This window comes from Xanthobacter sp. NM-59, assembly GCF_021401125.1.
In the GTDB taxonomy this organism is placed as follows: domain Bacteria; phylum Pseudomonadota; class Alphaproteobacteria; order Rhizobiales; family Xanthobacteraceae; genus Xanthobacter.
In genome coordinates this window covers 233429-250447 of record NZ_JACBFQ010000006.1, presented here as the reverse complement: position 1 = coordinate 250447, position 17019 = coordinate 233429, and the positions used below count along the sequence as shown (strand labels likewise).

The 17019-nt window shown below is 64.1% G+C and carries 10 protein-coding genes and 1 pseudogene; 9 read left to right on the top strand and 2 right to left on the bottom strand.

What is annotated here, in order from left to right:
• Positions 1 to 11 precede the first annotated feature (11 nt).
• Both L0966_RS13240 and L0966_RS13235 read left to right on the top strand, forming a co-directional pair.
• Positions 12 to 536: a TRAP transporter small permease subunit gene (locus L0966_RS13240; RefSeq protein ID WP_234052411.1), complete on the top strand. Its 525-nt coding sequence runs from the start codon at positions 12 to 14 to the stop codon at positions 534 to 536.
• Positions 533 to 1819: a TRAP transporter large permease gene (locus L0966_RS13235; protein WP_234052410.1), complete on the top strand. Its 1287-nt coding sequence runs from the start codon at positions 533 to 535 to the stop codon at positions 1817 to 1819. Before L0966_RS13240 ends, L0966_RS13235 begins: the two co-directional genes overlap by 4 nt.
• A 126-nt stretch (positions 1820 to 1945) precedes the next feature.
• Here the strand turns inward: L0966_RS13235 and L0966_RS13230 are convergent, their stop codons facing one another.
• The gene (locus tag L0966_RS13230; RefSeq protein ID WP_234052409.1) at positions 1946 to 2416 is read right to left on the bottom strand and encodes an Lrp/AsnC family transcriptional regulator; all 471 of its coding nucleotides are present in this window, start codon (positions 2414 to 2416) and stop codon (positions 1946 to 1948) included.
• Positions 2417 to 2562: 146 nt separating this feature from the next.
• On the opposite strand from L0966_RS13230, the gene mdeB reads away from it, so the two are divergent.
• The 7 genes from mdeB to L0966_RS13195 all read left to right on the top strand — a co-directional run bounded on the left by mdeB (position 2563) and on the right by L0966_RS13195 (position 15807).
• Positions 2563 to 5229, top strand: a complete 2667-nt coding sequence (mdeB, locus tag L0966_RS13225) for an alpha-ketoglutarate dehydrogenase (protein WP_234052408.1) — start codon at positions 2563 to 2565, stop codon at positions 5227 to 5229.
• Between the two features lie 12 nt (positions 5230 to 5241).
• Positions 5242 to 6540, top strand: a complete 1299-nt coding sequence (locus L0966_RS13220; RefSeq protein ID WP_234052407.1) for a 2-oxo acid dehydrogenase subunit E2 — start codon at positions 5242 to 5244, stop codon at positions 6538 to 6540.
• A gap of 11 nt (positions 6541 to 6551) precedes the next feature.
• Entirely contained in the window at positions 6552 to 8237 is a 1686-nt protein-coding gene (lpdA, locus tag L0966_RS13215; protein ID WP_234052406.1) for a dihydrolipoyl dehydrogenase, read from the top strand.
• A gap of 705 nt (positions 8238 to 8942) precedes the next feature.
• Complete coding sequence (locus L0966_RS22375; RefSeq protein WP_304945423.1) at positions 8943 to 10829, top strand: peptidoglycan-binding protein; 1887 nt, start codon at positions 8943 to 8945, stop codon at positions 10827 to 10829.
• A gap of 182 nt (positions 10830 to 11011) precedes the next feature.
• A complete protein-coding gene (locus L0966_RS13205) occupies positions 11012 to 12583 on the top strand; it encodes a S8 family peptidase (protein ID WP_234052405.1) in 1572 nt (523 codons plus the stop codon).
• A gap of 13 nt (positions 12584 to 12596) precedes the next feature.
• Positions 12597 to 13910, top strand: a complete 1314-nt coding sequence (locus L0966_RS13200) for a hypothetical protein (RefSeq protein ID WP_234052404.1) — start codon at positions 12597 to 12599, stop codon at positions 13908 to 13910.
• Between the two features lie 463 nt (positions 13911 to 14373).
• Complete coding sequence (locus L0966_RS13195) at positions 14374 to 15807, top strand: SIR2 family protein (protein WP_234052403.1); 1434 nt, start codon at positions 14374 to 14376, stop codon at positions 15805 to 15807.
• A 443-nt stretch (positions 15808 to 16250) separates the two neighbouring features.
• Here the strand turns inward: L0966_RS13195 and L0966_RS13190 are convergent.
• Positions 16251 to 17001 (bottom strand): annotated as a pseudogene (locus L0966_RS13190) (IS5 family transposase).
• Positions 17002 to 17019: the final 18 nt, after the last annotated feature.

Here is a 17019-nt window from a genome sequence, read left to right as displayed (position 1 = left end):
GGGGATTGCCAATGTCGAATCTGATCCGGGTGCTGGTGGGCATCCAGCGCGCCTGCCTGTGGCTGGCGTCGCTGGTCCTCGGCCTGCTGCCGCTCATCACTTTCTACGACGTGATGATGCGCTACCTGTTCCACGCGCCCACCATATGGGCCAGTGAGGTTTCCCTCTATCTGCTTCAGTTCCTGGTGTTTTTCACCCTCGGGGCGCTGGTGCTGGACGGCAGCCATGTGCGCGTCACCTTTTGGATCGAGGGGCAGACGGGGCCGCGGCGCGCGTGGGCGGAGGCTGTCACCACCGCTTTGATCCTGCCCTATGCCGGCATACTGGTGTGGTACGGCGGCCTTTATGCCAGCAATGCCTTCAATCGCGGCATGCTCTCGCCCACCTTGCTGGAGATCCCGCTGTGGCTGCCCTACGGCCTGATCCCGGCCGGGGGCCTGCTGCTCGCACTGGGGGCGCTCACCAAGATCATCATGATTGCGAGGGACCCGGCCGCCTATATGGGGCTGGCCCATGGCCGGGGAGAAGCGGCATGATTTCGTTCGGTGTCATCGCCCTTCTGCTGGTCGTGGTGCTGGGCTGCCTCACCCTCGGCGTGCCCATCGCATTCTCGCTCGGGCTCGCCGGGGTCGTCACCATCCTGGTGGCGAGCGGGGAGCGGTTTCTGGTGCAGCTTCCGCTCACCCTTTACCGGTCTCTTTCCGACCCCATCATTCTCGCCATTCCGCTCTACATCCTGATGGGCGAGATCCTCTATCGCGGCAAGGTGGGCCAGCAATTGTTCGGTGTCGCCAATGTCTGGCTGCGCCGGGTGCGCGGTGGCACCGGGGTGGCGGCGGTGGCGGCGTTCACCTTCTTCGCCGCCATCGTGGGTTCGAGCATGGCCTCGGTGCTCACCATCGGCAAGATCGCCATTCCGGAGATGCGCGCGCTGGGTTACAGCAACCGCCTGACCTACGGGCTCTCGGCGGTGGGCGGCGCGCTGGGCATCCTCATTCCGCCGAGCATCCCGCTCATCATCTATGCCTCGCTCAGCAATGCCTCGCCGGGCCAGCTTTTCACGGCGGGCATCATCCCCGGCCTGCTGCTGGCGGGGCTCCTGGCGGTCTGGGCCGTCGTCGCCGCACCGTCCATGGTGGCGAAAGATGAACGCTGGTCGCTCGGCGAGGCCATACGGCTCACGCTGGGAAGCCTGCCGGATCTCGCGCTACCTGTGGTCGTGCTGGGGGGCATCTATCTCGGCGTCTACACGCCGACCGAAGCCGCGGCGGTGGGCGTGGTTTATGCCGTGCTGCTGACCATGGTGGCCCGGCGGACGGTGACGCTGAAGGACCTGCCGTCCATCCTGGTCGGCGCCACGCGCTCCAGCGCCATGCTGCTGGCCATCGTCATCGGCGCGCTGGTGCTGGGCTCGGCCCTCACCCTCATCGGCCTGCCGCAGATGCTCGCCCGTTCGGTGACGGAAGCGAACCTTTCGCCCTGGATCGTCCTGCTCGTCATGAACCTGATCTGGTTCGCGCTGGGCTGCTTCCTGGAGGTCATTTCCATCCTGCTGATCACCGTTCCGGTATTCTACCCGGTGGCCATGGCGGTGGGTTTCGATCCCATCTGGTTCGGAATCATCCTGGTCATCAACATGGAGCTGGCGGTCATCACGCCGCCGGTGGGCATGAACCTGTTCGCCCTGAAGACGATCTTGCCGAATGAGCGGCTGGAGGAGATCGCACGGGCGGCTGTGCCCTCCGTCTCCATCGTACTTCTTGCCCTTGCGCTGGTGTGGATCTTCCCGCCCCTCGCGCTCTACTTGCCGGGGCACTGAGAGGCGACGGTAAAACTCCAGGCCCCCCCGGGTGGGGCCTGGAGCAGGACGAGGGCGCCTTATCCCACCCGAAATAAAGATAGGGGCGTGTTGCGGCCACAAGTGTCGCTCCCGACAGGCAATGTATCACTCCATCGGCAGGGCCGTATTGTACTTTACCTGCTTGAGCGCGAAGCTTGACTTGATATTGGCGACACCCGGAATCTTGGAGAGATCCCGAACGATGAAGCGCTGAAGTTCGCTGATATTGCGCACCAGGACCCGCAGGAGATAGTCGCTGTCTCCTGTCATCAGATAGCACTCCATCACCTCCGGGCAGCGGTCCATCCGAGACTCGAAGGTGTCGAGGGCCTGCTCTGCCTGGCGCTCCAGCGTCACCTGAATGAATACACTGATTTCGAGCCCAAGAGTTTCTGGCTGCACTAGGGCCACGTAGCGCGAGATCACGCCGTCATGCTCCAAGGCGCGCACACGCGCCAGGCAGGGCGATGGCGACAAGCCAATCCGTGACGCCAGTTCGGCATTGGTGAGCTTCGCTTCGCGCTGCAACTCACGGAGAATTCTTCGGTCTGTCGCATCGATGGGCCTGGGCGGCATAATCTGCCTCACAAAATATATGATGCAGCATTATATGCCTATAATCGACAGTATCATCAATACATAAAGCAACATCTGCGGCGCCTGACGGGTTAGACAGGGGACGTCCGAGAGGCGCCTAAAGCACAAATCAGAGGAAATGCTCAATGATCGTCGAGCCCGGCCAGGATCCGGATCCCGTCGAGACCCGCGAATGGGTGGAGGCGCTCAATGCTGTCATGGACGCCAGTGGCGGCGCGCGCGCCCGCTTCCTGATGAGCAGGCTGGAGGAAGAAGCCCGTCGGCGTGGCGGCATCGGCCTCAGCCAGCCGTTTTCCGCCTATCGCAACACCATTCCCGTTGAGCAGCAGGGCGCCTATCCGGGCGATCTGGAGACCGAGGAGAAGCTCACCTCCATCATCCGCTGGAATGCGCTCGCCATGGTGGTGCGGGCGAACCGAGCTTATGGGGAGCTGGGCGGCCACATCGCCTCCTACGCTTCTGCGGCGGAGATTTTCGAGACCGGCTTCAACCATTTCTTCCGCGCGCGGACACCTGAATTCGGCGGCGACCTCGTTTATTTCCAGCCCCATTCGGCGCCCGGCGTCTATGCTCGGGCATTCCTGGAAGGTCGGCTGAGCTCGGGCCATCTGGCCCGCTACCGGCAGGAGGCCGGCGGCGGTGGCTTGTGTTCCTATCCCCATCCCTGGTTGATGCCGGACTTCTGGCAGTTCCCCACCGGCTCCATGGGCATCGGCCCCATGAGCGCCATCTATCAGGCGCGCTACATGCGCTATCTGGAAGGGCGCGGCCTGGCCGACACCGCGGGACGCCATGTGTGGGGCGTGTTCGGCGACGGGGAGATGGACGAGCCGGAAGCCATTGGCGCGCTGACGCTGGCGGCGCGCGAGGGCCTCGACAACCTCACTTTCATCGTCAACTGCAACCTGCAGCGGCTCGATGGGCCGGTGCGCGGCAACGGGCAGATCATTCAGGAGCTGGAAGCGCTCTTCATCGGTGCCGGCTGGAACGTCATCAAGGTGCTGTGGGGCTCGCAGTGGGATGCCCTGTTCGCCCGCGACACCGATTGCGTGCTCCTGCGCCGCTTCGCGGAGACGGTGGACGGGGAATACCAGAACCTCGGCTCCAAGGATGGCGACTATAACCGGCTGAAGTTCTTCGACGTCGATCCCGCGACCCGTGCCCTGGTGGCGCATATGACGGACGCCGAGATCAATGCGCTGAAGCGCGGCGGCCACGATTTCCGCAAGCTCCATGCCGCCTTCGCCGCCGCCAAGGCCAACAAGGGCAAGCCCACCGTCATCCTGGCCAAGACCAAGAAGGGCTATGGCATGGGCGGGGCCGGCGAGAGCCGGATGACGGCGCACCAGGCCAAGAAGCTCGATCTCGCCGCGCTGGTGGCGTTCCGTGATCGGTTCGGCCTGCCGCTGTCGGAGGCGGATCTGGCGGAGCTCAAATTCTACCGGCCTGCCCCCGACAGCCGCGAGATGCGCTACCTCGCCGAGCGGCGGGCGGCGCTCGGCGGCTTCCTGCCCGCGCGTGCGCCCAAGGCGCCGGCCGGCACCCGCATCGCGGTTCCCGCGCCGGCGGCCTATGCCAAGTTCGCCTTGGAGTCCGCCGACAAGGAGATGTCCACCACCATGGCCGCCGTCCGCATGCTGGGCGGCCTGTTGAAGGACAAGGATCTCGGCCCGCGTATCGTGCCCATCGTCGCCGATGAGGCGCGCACCTTCGGCATGGACAATCTGTTCCGGCAGATCGGCATTTACGCCCCGCAGGGCCAGCTCTACGAGCCCGAGGATGCCGGATCCATGATGTTCTACAAGGAGGCCAAGAACGGCCAGCTCCTGGAGGAGGGCATCACGGAGGCGGGCGCGCTCTCGTCCTGGACGGCGGCGGCCACCTCCTATTCGGTCCATGGCGTGCCGACGCTGCCGGTCTACATCTATTATTCCATGTTCGGCTTCCAGCGGGTGGGAGACTTGATCTGGGCCGCGGCCGACCAGCGCTCGCGCGGCTTTCTGCTGGGCGCCACGGCCGGGCGTACCACGCTCTCGGGCGAGGGGCTGCAGCACCAGGATGGCACCAGCCACCTCATCGCCGCCACCGTGCCCAACTGCCGCGCCTATGACCCCGCTTACGCCTACGAATTGGCGGTGATCCTCGATCACGGCATGCGGCGCATGCTGGCGGAGGAGGCCGACGAGTTCTTCTACGTCACGGTGATGAACGAAAATTATGCCCAGCCGAACATGCCCGAGGGCGTGGCCGAGGGCATTCTCAAGGGCCTCTACCGCCTCACGGCGGGCGAGGGCGCGGGCCCCAGGGTGCGGCTCATCGGCTCGGGCTGCATCCTCAACGAGGTGATCGCAGCGGCCGGGATCCTGGCGCGGGAATTCGGCGTCGCCTCCGACATCTTCAGCGCCACCAGCTATTCGGAGCTCGCCCGCGATGCCCAGTCCGTGGAGCGCCGTAACCGGCTGGAGGGGCCCGGCAGCGCCCATCGCTCCCATGTGGAGACCTGTCTAGCCGGCGCTGCGCCGGTGATCGCGGCCACCGATTATGTACGCGCCGTGCCGGACATGATCGCGCCTTATGTGCGGGCGCCTTTCGTGGCGCTGGGCACTGACGGTTTCGGGCGCAGTGCCAATCGCGCGGACCTGCGGGCCTTCTTCGAGGTGGACCGCAACTCCATCGCGCTCGCCGCCATCGATGCCTTGGTGCGGGCTGGCCTCGCACCGGCCGAGTTGCACACCCGTGCCATCGACCATTTCGGGCAGAACGCCGGCGCGCCCGCGCCCTGGACTGCGTGAGGGGGCGCGAACATGAGCCAGACGATTGAATTGCGCGTTCCCGATATCGGGGACTTCAAGAACGTGCCGGTGGTCGAGCTGTCGGTGCAGGTGGGCGACGTGGTCGCCGCCGACCAGACCGTGGTGATGATCGAGTCCGACAAGGCGACCCTCGATATTCCCGCCCCCACGGCTGGGCGCGTCATCGCGCTCAAGGTGGTGGAGGGAGATCGCGTGAGCACCGGCAGCGTGCTGATGCTGCTGGAGGCTGTCGCCAGCGCGGAACAGAAGGCCGCGCCAGGGCTTCCCCCGGTGCCGCCGGCCGATGCCCCGGCTCCGGCTGTGGCCCCGGCGCCAGCGCCCACCGCCGCGCCGGCAACGGCGGCTGCGGTCGGAATGCCTGGGGGTAGGGCGTCGGAGGGCCTGCCGCCGCACGCTTCCCCCGCGGTGCGCAAGTTCGCGCGGGAACTGGGGGTGGATCTGGCGGCCGTCGCGGGCACGGGGCCGCGGGGGCGCATCACCCGGGAGGACATCCAAAGCGTGGTCAAGGCCGCGCTGCGGGCGCCCGAGCCCCTGTCGGCAGCTGAGGGCACGGGCATCGGGATCGACCTGCTGCCCTGGCCGAAGGTGGACTACGCCAAGTTCGGGCCCATCACCTGCGAGCCCCTGTCGCGGATCAAGAAGATCTCGGGTCCCAATCTGGCGCGCAATGCCACCATCATTCCCCATGTGACCAATTTCGAGGATGCGGACATCACCGACCTCGAGGCGTTCCGCAAGACGGTGAACGCGGAGCTTAAGGACGGGGTGAAGCTCTCCATCCTGCCCTTCGTGGTGAAGGCCTGCGTGGCGGCGCTGAAGGCCTATCCGGCGTTCAACTCCTCGCTGGATGGCGATGCCCTGGTGCTGAAGCAATACTACAATATCGGGGTGGCCGCCGACACGCCCGAGGGCCTGGTGGTGCCGGTGGTGAAGGCCGCCGACAGCAAGGGCATCCAGGAGATCGCGGCGGAAATGGCGGACCTTGCCGCCGACGCCCGCGCCGGGCGGTTGAAGGCGGCCGACATCCAGGGCGCCACCTTCACCATCTCGTCCCTGGGGGGCATCGGCGGCACCAATTTCACCCCCATCATCAATGCGCCGGAGGTGGCGATTTTCGGCATGGTCCGCGCGGCCGTCAAACCGGTGTGGGACGGCACGGCGTTCCAGCCGCGTCTCATCCAGCCCATGAGCCTGTCTTGGGACCACCGGGTGGTGGATGGCGTGGCGGCGGCGAAATTCCTTGTGTTCGTCAAGACGATCCTCGCCGATTTCCGGCGGATCTCGTTGTGAAGGGGGATGCGATGACGCTGGATGTCGAAATCCCCGACATGGGCGACTTTGCCCAGGTGCCGGTGGTGGAAATCCTGGTGGCGGTGGGCGAGCGGGTGGCCGCCGACCAGCCGATCCTGATGCTGGAGAGCGACAAGGCGACCTTGGACGTGCCTTCGCCGGCGGCGGGCGTGGTCGTCGCCCTGCTGGTGGGTGTGGGCGACAAGGTGAGCCGGGGCCAGGTGGTGCTGCGGCTGGACACAGGAGCCGAGGCCGGCGCGAGCCCGGCCGGCGCGCCGCAGGCGGCGGATGGGCCTCCGTCGGCGGGGGCCGATCTTCATGCCGAGCTTCTGGTGATCGGCGGTGGTCCCGGCGGCTACACGGCAGCGTTCCGGGCGGCGGATCTCGGCCGCAAGGTGGTGCTGGTGGATAGCAGGCCGACCCTGGGCGGGGTGTGCCTCAATGTCGGCTGCATCCCGTCCAAGGCGCTCCTCCATGTGGCCAAGGTGATGGACGAGGCGGCGGGGCTCTCCGCCCATGGCGTGCGCTTCGGCGCGGCCACCGTCGAGCTCGACGGCATCCGCGAGTGGACGCGGAGCGTGGTGGGCCGGCTGACCGGCGGGCTGAGCGGCCTTGCCCGACGGCGCAAGGTGGAGGTGATGCGCGGCACCGCCCGCTTCACCGGCGCAAACCGCGTCGCGGTCACGGGTGAGGACGGCCGGACGATTTCGTTCGATCAGGCGGTGATCGCGGTGGGCTCGGAGCCGGTGCGGCTGGGCTTCCTGCCAGACGATCCGCGCATCATCGACAGCACGGGAGCGCTGGAGCTTGCCGATGTGCCGGCCCGGATGCTGGTTCTCGGCGGCGGCATCATCGGGCTGGAGATGGCGCAGGTCTATCATGCCCTTGGCGCGAAGATCACCGTGGTCGAGCTGATGGAGCAGATCATTCCCGGTGCCGACCGCGATCTGGTGGCGCCACTGATGAAGCGGCTCGGCGCGCAATATGAGCAGGTCCTTCTCAAGACCAGAGTGACGGCGGTCACCCCCTCGGCCTCCGGGCTGATGGTCACCTTCGAGGGGCCGGCGGGCGTTCACCAGGCGGAGTTCGACAAGGTTCTGGTGGCAGTGGGGCGCCGCCCCAACGGGGGGCAGGTGGATGCCGCCGCGGCCGGCGTCGCGGTGGATGAGCGCGGCTTCATTCCGGTGGACCGGCAGATGCGCACCAGCCAGCCGCACATTTTCGCCATCGGCGACGTGGTCGGCCAGCCCATGCTCGCCCACAAGGCGGTGCACGAAGGCAAGGTGGCGGCCGAGGTCGCCTGCGGCCACAAAGCGGCGTTCGACGCCCGCGTGATCCCTTCGGTGGCCTACACCGACCCCGAGGTGGCTTGGGTGGGCCTCACCGAGGCCCAGGCGAAAGCGGAGGGCATCGCCGTGAAGACCGGCGCCTTTCCCTGGGCAGCCTCCGGGCGCGCTTTGTCCATGGGGCGCGGCGAGGGCGTGACGAAGCTGGTATTCGATCCGGACAGCCACCGCCTTCTGGGTGCTGGCATGGTGGGCCCGAACGCTGGCGAGCTGGTGGCGGAGGCGGCGCTTGCGATCGAGATGGGCGCGGAGGCGGGCGACCTTGCCTTGACCATCCACCCGCATCCGACCCTCTCCGAAACTCTTGGCCTTGCGGCCGAAGTGTTCGAGGGGACGATCACCGACCTCTAGGGTGTGGTCTTCTGCATCTTGAATGGCGGACCTCCCGGCGAGCCAGACTGACAGGCGAGGGTGTCAAGCAGCGAGCCTGTTTGGCGCTCTCACCTGTCATTTTTATTTCCGGCTCGAAGATCAGTATTCCCGAGCTTTTGTGAACGCCACTGTAACCCTTTGGGAACCGCAGGCAGGTTTCGACGGGCAGAACGCGTCGGGTCATCACGAGGCCTCAATCGAAGGCCGTTGGCCCGGGCACCTGCGGAGCGCGCCCGCCGGGCCGGCGCAATAGCGAGTTCCGCCGCGCAGGCGAGCACGGCCATCCCAAGGTCGGGCTGCCGGACGCCCCATGCGTGCGCCCTGCGGGCCCCCGATCGGGCCGATCGGGCGTCGCCGTGGCGCGCGAACAGATCCAATCTCCCCACCGGCACGCCAGCCGCCCTGCGGCTTCCGCGGCGCATTGTGGGAGGGGGCAATGCCGAGTTTCGTCGGCTTCCCCCATCGCGACGTCCCTGTCGCTGTCCATCCCCTAAATGGAGGATGTGATTTGCCGTCAGCTTGACTACACCTAATTGGTGTATAGTACAAAAATACGCGTTATAATTATTTTGTGTCCGCGCCTGAAAGGCCGCAAGCCGCCTTTGACGAGCGGCGGCCCGAACAAGCAGTGCGCAAGAGTTAGATGCTGAAAATCGCAACCTTCTCAGGGCGAGGGAGCGGACGATGGCGGGCGCAATCGGCAAGTCGACAAGTCCGAATACGGCAGATATCCGGTCGGATGTCTCCGGCACGGAAGTCGCTTCGTTTCGATACAATAATCCAGGTGCACAATATCCAGCCGAGGAGGCGGCACGCTTCGGCCAGATTGGCTACGGGATTATTGGACACGGGCAACACAAGATTGCGCGCTTCCCCTCGCCGGTAAATGGCGCGGCTTCCAATTTTGACCTGCTCTTTCGGAAGTACACCGGAATGAGTATTGGCGAGGCCGGCGCGAAATGGACCGGAGCGCACAGCTTCGGCATTCCCGGCTATCCGCCGGCCCGCATCCTCACGCGGGACATGCTGGATGATCCCGAGGGCGCCATCGCCCTCCTCAAGGCCATCGCGCACCGTGAGTCCGGAAAGGGCAACAATCTTAGTGAGGAGCAATGGCGACAGGCTCATCGCATGTTCAAGCTGGGCAGCGCCGACGCATTTCTGGCCGACGAGCCGAAGCTCAATGTCGTGGTGTCCCCGGGCGTCGCCAGCGGAGAGGGCCTCCTGAAGCGCGCGCTCGAGCATGTCGGTGAAGAGTATAAGAACATCCGGGTACCCAAGGACAACGCCAACTGGAAGGGGCCATGGGATTGTGCTGAGTTCATTTCCTGGCTGGTGTTTCAGGAGGCAGGTATACTTTATGGTTGCGTCGACGATGCGGTTCCGCCAGCGCAGGCCGATGCCTATACCGGGGCCTGGAAAGCCGACATGCTGCGTCTGGGGACACGGATTCCGGTAGAACAGGCGGCCGCGACGGTGGGTGGCATTCTGTTGCGCTATCCCCCAAGTCCCGATGCGATGGGCCATATCGTACTCTGTGACGGGCGCGGCGGCACCGTGGAAGCCAAAGGCGTGCGTTACGGCGTGGTGCGAGACACGGTTCAGGGCCGCCACTGGGATGCGGGCATCCTCATTCCAACCCACATCAGCTACACGCAAGGGCCGATCCACCCCCTCGTCCAGCCTGCGGTCATTTACAGGCCCGAGGCCCCGAACATGGACGCGAAAGTCGTGGTGGCGATCCAGGAGGCGTTGCTCCGTCAGGGCATCGACCCGGGCGGTGTGGACGGCGAGTATGGGGCCGGCACGCAGGCCGCGGTGGTGGAGTTCCAACGTCGCAATGGCCTCACCGCAGACGGGGAGGTTGGACCCGAGACGGCAGGGGCTCTCGGCATCTCCCTTACCGGCGAGGCGGTCGTGACCCCCGGGCCTGCGGCGCCGCTGGCACCTGGCGAGGGGGCCGGGAGCCTTCTCCTTTTCGATCTTATCCGCAAGCTGCTTGCCGCCCAGGAGAAACCTATGGCCGAAGAGACGCCCAAGTCGCCCACGGCCCCCGAGGACCTGCTTTTGCTGCTGCTGCGTCTGGCATTGGCCAGCAAGCCGGCCGATCTCGGCCGCATCGAAGGCATCGTCGCTTCATTGAGGGATGCTGCCGCGCCTCCACCCACTGCCGCCGTCGCGCCTGCCACGCCCGCGACAATCCCGCAACCCATTGCGCAGCAGCCCGCCGCCGCGGCCGACGATTCCGCTGCAGCACTCCTGATGCTGACGCGGCTGCTCGCCGAGCGCATCGGCCCGCAGGTGGCTGAGGCCAGCAAGACCCTTGGACCGGTCAATGGCGCGCTCGGCGAGACGATCGGCAAGCTGCTGAATGGCCGTAAGAGCGCGATCGGCATCATTGGCGCCGTGCTCACGCAGATACTTGCCAGCTCCTCGTCCGGCACCCTGCTGGGCACCATTGCGAGTTCGGTGCCCGCGCTTGCGGGAACGAGCAGCGCATTTCTGCCTGTCTTCCTCGGTCTTGCGGCATGGGGGGCCCTCGGCAAGGCTGAAAAATGGGTTCGGCGCTGACCGAGGCGACCGGCTGCCTGTGTGAGCCTTGACGCTGTCGTGCCCCGAAAAGCGGCTCCCTGGGTGAAAGCGACAAGCAACACGCCAATCCCGGCTTCCAGCGGGGCCGGGGCGGTGGACATATTGATAGGGCCGGGTTCGCGGTTGGCAAATCCAGAAAAGCCAGCGTTTGGGAGGCGAACGTGGAGAAACGCTCTTCACTTGATGAGATTAACGATACATCTGCACGCTATGTCGTCTCGCCGAAGGTGGTCGCCGCCTATGGTGATGACAAGAAGCGGGTACAGGCGCTAATTATCGAGATGAATCTCGATTTTCCGGGCGGTCGTCACGCTGCGGTGAAACAGATTGTCGAACTGCTTCGCGGTGTCATTGGAAGAAATCATAAAAAAGGCTTTAACGCGGAGGGGAGCCGGCATCACGTTTTTGCTGAGCTCACGCTGCAGCAACTGCGCGACCTGCTGGAGCGTGACGTTGAGAACGGTAAACCCGCGATCTACAAGGTTTGGCCCGATCGAGAGTTGGAGCCGTATCTAGACCACTCGGTTCAGACCATTAAGGCGGATGCGTGCCTGCGCTCCTTCGGGGCGGAAGGGGTGGGTATCGTTTGGGCGGTCGCTGACAGCGGCATTGACGGGACGCACCCGCACTTTGCGGATTTCGACAATCTTTCACCCCCCTTTCAGGGCTCGGCACCTTATTCGAGCCCCCGGCCATCGGTGGATGGCAAGCTTACCCACCGTGACTTCACGGGCGGGGATGCCCCGCTGACGGACGTCTACGGGCATGGGACCCATGTGGCGGGCATCATCGCCGGTGCCACGCCCAAGCGAGTGGCCGGTCAAGATGGCAAGGTGACCAACGTCTTCAAGGTGACGCGTGAACGGGACGGGGACGCCTGCGTGCGGCAGTTCGTGCGCGAATGCGGGTCTCGGCTCACCGGCGTTGCCCCGAAGGCTAAGCTCTTGAGCTTGAAGGTGTTGGGAGACAATGGGAGGGGACGGGAGAGCTGGCTGCTGTCCGCACTGGATTTCGTGGCTCGGACCAATGACGATGGGCGTTGGCTCAGCATTCACGGTATTAATCTCAGCCTTGGCTACCCGTTCGAGGCCGAATGGTTCGCTGCAGGCCAGAGCCCGCTGTGTGTCGCGGTCAACCGTCTCGTCAAGCAGGGGGTCGTGGTTGTCGTCGCGGCGGGGAACGATGGGTCAGCCCTCATCAAGCCGGAGCTTTCCTCCCAGAACCGCCGGGTTGGCCTCGACCAGTCGATCAGTGATCCCGGCAACGCGGAATTCGCCATAACCGTCGGCTCCACCCATCCCGAACAGCCGCACACCTATGGCGTCTCCTACTTCTCATCACGGGGGCCGACTGCCGATGGTCGCAACAAGCCCGACCTGGTGGCGCCGGGTGAGCGCATCGTGTCCTGCGCCTCGGCCGGGGTCATCGCCAGTCTGCGAGGCGATCAGCAAGTTGCTGGACAGCTGCCATCGGAGGTCGTGGCCACTGGAAACAATAACGCGACAAAGGTGCCTTCGGACGTCGTGTATTATCGTGAGCAAAGCGGAACAAGCATGGCGGCGCCCCATGTGTCTGGCGCAATAGCTGCCTTTCTTTCCGTTCGCCGCGAATTCATCGGTCAACCGGAACGCATCAAGGATATTTTTCTGCAGAGCGCCACGGATCTCGGGCGGCGCAGAGAATTCCAGGGCAGCGGGCTGGTTGATCTGATGCGCGCCATGCAGTCGGTTTGAACAGGAGAGGACGATGGCGGACCTTGCGGCTCTACCTTTTGTGCAGTTGAAGTTCGACAAAAGCGGCGCAATTCCCGATGGCGTGCCCCATCCCCTATGTGGTTCCGGCGTAAGCGATCTGATCGTCATGTCCCACGGGTGGCATCAGGACCCCGACGACGCCGGGGAAATGTACCGGAAGATCGCGCAGCATTTTGCCGAGCAAGGCGGCAATGCGCGTCCCGGCCGCAGTTTCGCAGTGGTGGAGGTGTATTGGCCTTCCGATCAGTTCCGCGACGACCTGTCCCTCGAAGTGGTTGCGGTTCTCGGCAACGATCCGGCCGCTGCAGCTGCGGCGGCCGGTTCTGATGCGGATGCGTCCAAGCTTGTTCGGCGGGCCCGCGAGCTTGGAGCGATGTTTGGCTTGGACCCGGACGTGTTCGCGGCGCACGTCCGGGATGCTGCGGTCAATACCAGTCCCGGCGATGCGAGGGCTCTGGTGGAGATGCTGCGCGGTGCCATCGGGCAGAGCCGCGATGCGGACCTTTTGAGTGAACATGGCCGGATCCTGGATCAGGCTAGCGACGGCTGGGACCTGATGCAGTCCTTTCTCGGAAGCGGCGCCGACCAGTATGAGCCGACCACTGACGGGGGAGCCCAGGCGATAGATCATGATGTTGCGACGGACGCGGCCCTCGGCATTTTCAGTGGCCCGATCGCGGCGGTTGCCAAGGTGCTCAACCAGTTCGCTTATTTCGAATTGAAGCGCCGCGCGGGCGTGGTCGGCACCGGGCTGGGAAGCATCCTTGACACTGCAGACCTCGTCGACGCGAAACGCATTCATTACGTGGGCCACAGCTTCGGTGCCCGGCTGGTCACGGCGGCTGTCGCGGCCATGCAAAGGCGCAAGGCATACAGCCTGACGCTGCTTCAAGGCGCGTTCTCGCATAATGCTTTCGGAGTAAAGATCAGCGGGAACCAAGACGGCTTCTTTCGATCCGTTGTGGCGGACGGGAAAGTCAGCCGGCGGATTGTTGTGTCCCATACCTGGAACGACCACGCCGTCGGCCTGCTCTATGCTGTTGCGTCTCGTGCGTCCGGGGACATCGCCAAGGGGGTGTTCGAGGTGTCTCCCACTTTCGGTGGAAGCCAGGACCTCTTCGGCGCGATGGGTGCCAACGGCCCACAGAAGATGAAGAGCGGCGAGGTTCTCAATGTTACGTACGATGGGCAGGCACTCTTGAATCTGAAGGCGAGGATTCACAGCCTGCGCTGCGATTTCATCAAAGACCACAATGATATACGGACCGCACCGATTGGACGGCTGCTCGTGGCCGCATCTGCTTGAGGCGGATATGGGCGCGCCGTCTGGGATTGAGCTTTATGGGAGTGGCGGCACCCGGGGTTGAGATCACATGCCCTTGCCATCCGAACCGTGCAGACGAGGCGGCGGCGCTGACCCATGGGTGGCCGGTGCTGCTGTCCACTGGCGGGTGCGACCGTTTGCAGGGCTTTCGCGGCCATCGTCTTCGAGCAGTTCCTGTTTTCACCCAATATGATGTCACAGATCTGGTCATAAACTGTCCAAAAAGACAGAATATATCGAGAATGTATTTCTTAAAATTGAGATATCCGGAGGTCGTATGGGCTGTGCCGAATTTGGCGTGTTGTGCGGCTGTATTGATTATTAATATGAGAAATTAAATATTATTTTTATCAAATGTAGCGAGATATTATAATGACATATTTTATATATCGAAATGTCCTTTCCTTCCGAGCGTCTGCGGTAGCCTGAAGTGGAGGTGCGTGCCATGAGAGCGGAGACAGGCAATGGAGGCGCTGGGTCGGAAGACCTGCCGTCGTTCGATCGTGATGCGCAATATCAGGAGCTGGTGAGCTCGATGCGGCGGGTGCGGCCGCTGGCATTGCTGGGCGCGGGCACGAGTGTTGCTTCGGGCTATCCATCTTGGGGCGATCTGCTGACACAGTTGGCCCAGGAGCTGGTGAAGCTTGGGACGGACTATATTGCTCCGAAGCATTCGAGCGTCGTGCAGGAGCTTCAAGATCCGGCATGGCAGGCCGAGGAGTTCTTCAATGCTCTTGGGCCGGAACGCTTCTACGATTTCATTCGCCATGCCTTCAGGGATAAGGACGTCGCGGAGCCGCATCATCTGATCGCGCGGCTCGGTTTCCGACACATCCTCACGACGAATTTCGAATCCTGTGCGGCGCTGTCGCACCAGAAGCTACATGGGCGGATGCCCAAACAGGTGGACTGGTGCAAGCCGGATCAGGTTCAGAGCTTCTTCATCGATCTTACCGATCCGAATGCCGAGACCTCGGTGGTCTATCTGCATGGCCATGCCGGCGACCCGCAGAATGTCGTGCTCACGGAGAGCGCCTATGGCAGGACCTACCTGCGCGAGGAAAACCGGCGGCGGCTGATCGCGCTTTTCATGACCCAGCCGGTGGTGTTTATCGGCTTCTCCATGAACGATCCGGACCTCGCGCAGATCATGCGCGAGGTGCTGTTCAGCCTGCCGGTGCCCCGTACGAACGCAGGAGGAGCCGATGGCGGCAGGAGGCTCGGAATGCGGCATTTCGGCGTCTTCGGCTACAGGACCGCGGCAGAGCGGGATCTCATCCGCCGACGCATGGAGGGTAAGTTCGGTCTGCAGACGATCTTCTACCGGATCGTGGCGCTGCCGGACGGAAAGACCTATTCGCACGATAATCTGATGGCTCTCTTGGATTCCATCGGCCAGGATGCGGGTTGGGAAGAGGGCGCCTTCGGCGATATCCCGTTGTCGCCAGCGGCTGCGCAAGGCTCGGGTGCCGTAATCACTGCGCCGGTGGGTGGCGACCGCATAGTGCCGCTGGGTCGCCTGACGAGCGACGAGGTTGACCCCTATGACCTTGATCCAAACAAGGGCGCATTCGGTGGCATGCCCGCGCGGGACGGATTTGCGTTGAGGGCAAGCCAGATTGAAGTGGATGGAAATTGGGTGAGCTTTGACTTGCTCGTGGAGGCCGAGGAGGAGCCTTCGTTCAGCGAGCCGGTGACGTTCTTCTTCCATCCCACCTTCCAGCCGTCCATGGAGAAGATCAAGGCGCTGCGGGGGAAGGCCAGTACTTCGGTGCGTGCTGTCGGTGCCTTTACCGTTGGCGCGGAGGTCTGCGGCACGCGCCTGGAATTGGACCTTGCAGACGATCCGCGTTTTCCGGCGTGGTTCCGGGAGGGCTGAATTTATCGCAGGCGAGTTCTCTTCTCGAAAATCGGGAGGAGGCGCTCGCGGGCGGGTTGAAACGGTGTGGATATCGCGGAGGTGCTTCGGTTTCGAATGCGCCGTCCTTTGTGGTGCGTCGGCCACCGCCGTTGTCAGCTATCTTATTACATGAGATCGGCTATATGGGCGCTATGTCTTCATGCCATTCACCTTGGAGGGCGGGGCACACGCATGCTGCGCCTGTTGAGGCGCGGCAGGATCAGCCCGTAGCCTGAGTGCGCGACGGAGCGCCCTACAGGTCAGCGTGGAGCGGCGTTCTAAAGGTGCTTTTCAATCGCCGAAATTGACCCGTTCAGCTGAGTAATTGGCATTTGTAGCCGCGACGTCACCGTCCGGAAAAGCCTTCCGTTTTGGCGGCATTTTCGAAAATTGCCGTCGGTTCTCCGCTTTAGGTCGCGGACTCATAACGCATTAGTCCAGATACGAGCGTCTGCGAGCTTGAGAGCTGCGCGGAAAGTCTCCGGTCGGTGCTCGTCGCGCGTGGCAAGACCAGGCAGCTCTTGATGCGGTTGAAGAAACGCTCGACGTGAGTCCGCTGGCGATGGAGCCACGGTCTGAAAGCGAAGGTGAGACTGCGGATGACACGCGGTGGCACTTCGGCGAATGTGCCGCGTCGCTCAGCCGCGCCTCTCCGCCTCGGCCCGGATGGCGTCGGTGTCGTAGGCCTTGTCAGCGAGAAGAAGCCCGCCCGGCGCGAGGCGTGCCAGAAGCTCGCGCCCATCGGCGCGTCGCCGGCCTGGCCGGCGGTCAGGGGGAGCTGGATCGGCCATCCGTCCCATCCACTCCGGCGTGGATCTTGGTGGTCAGAGCACCCCGGGAGCCTCTTCTGCAGCGATCGCTGTCGCCCCCTTTTTGATTGCAGTACCACGCTGGTGCACCCGAACGCAGGAACTGTCTATCATCACGACATCGCCGTTATGGGCCGCTGAACCACCTCCAGCAGTCGGCGCCAGACCCCGGCGGCCTGCCAGTGCACGAAGCGGTTGCAGCGGGTTGTGGGCGGGCCATAGCATTCCGGCACGTCCCGCCCAACGTGCCGGCGCGGCAGCGCAAGAGGATGTCGCCGATCTTCTGGCGGTGATCCACCCGCGCAACGCCGCGCACCTTGCTCAGCAAAAGCGGCGCGATGATTGACCATTCCTCATCCGCCAAATGGGGTGCGCATCTCTC